Genomic DNA, 505 nt, shown 5'->3' on the forward strand with positions numbered 1-505 from the left:
GACTCGATACAAGACACTTGAATGTGTATTGTTTGAGAACTCGTTTTTATCTAAAGATAAAAACATTTTTTAAAATCAATCTATTGATTGAATTTACTAGTCAGCTTTCCAGATTGTTAAAGAGCATTGTGTTTCTATTTAAAGATCCACTTTCTAATCACACTCATAAGAATGTATTTACAAAGTGGCGTCCCGTAGGGGAGTCGAACCCCTGTTACCGCCGTGAAAGGGCGGTGTCCTAGGCCTCTAGACGAACGGGACATTGGTGGAGCTATGCGGGATCGAACCGCAGACCTCCTGCGTGCAAGGCAGGCGCTCTCCCAGCTGAGCTATAACCCCAATGTTTTACTTCTTTTAAGAAGTTCTCTAAAGAGAAAATGGTGGGCGATACCGGGCTCGAACCAGTGACCCCCTCCTTGTAAGGGAGGTGCTCTCCCAACTGAGCTAATCGCCCACGATAGTTTTAATTCCTTCGTGAGAAAGAATGGTGGGTCGTGCAGGATTC

3 tRNA genes are annotated in these 505 nt (G+C 45.0%); all 3 read right to left on the reverse strand.

Features of this window, described 5'->3' with window-relative positions:
- Positions 1-185: 185 nt before the first annotated feature.
- The 3 genes from C9J41_RS21700 to C9J41_RS21710 all read right to left on the reverse strand — a co-directional run bounded on the left by C9J41_RS21700 (position 186) and on the right by C9J41_RS21710 (position 454).
- Positions 186-261, reverse strand: a tRNA-Glu gene (locus tag C9J41_RS21700).
- A 2-nt stretch (positions 262-263) separates the two neighbouring features.
- A tRNA-Ala gene (locus tag C9J41_RS21705) sits at positions 264-339 on the reverse strand.
- Between the two features lie 39 nt (positions 340-378).
- Positions 379-454: transfer RNA gene (locus tag C9J41_RS21710), tRNA-Val, on the reverse strand.
- Positions 455-505: the final 51 nt, after the last annotated feature.

Source organism: Photobacterium sp. GB-50, from assembly GCF_003026755.1.
Taxonomy (GTDB): Bacteria; Pseudomonadota; Gammaproteobacteria; order Enterobacterales; family Vibrionaceae; genus Photobacterium.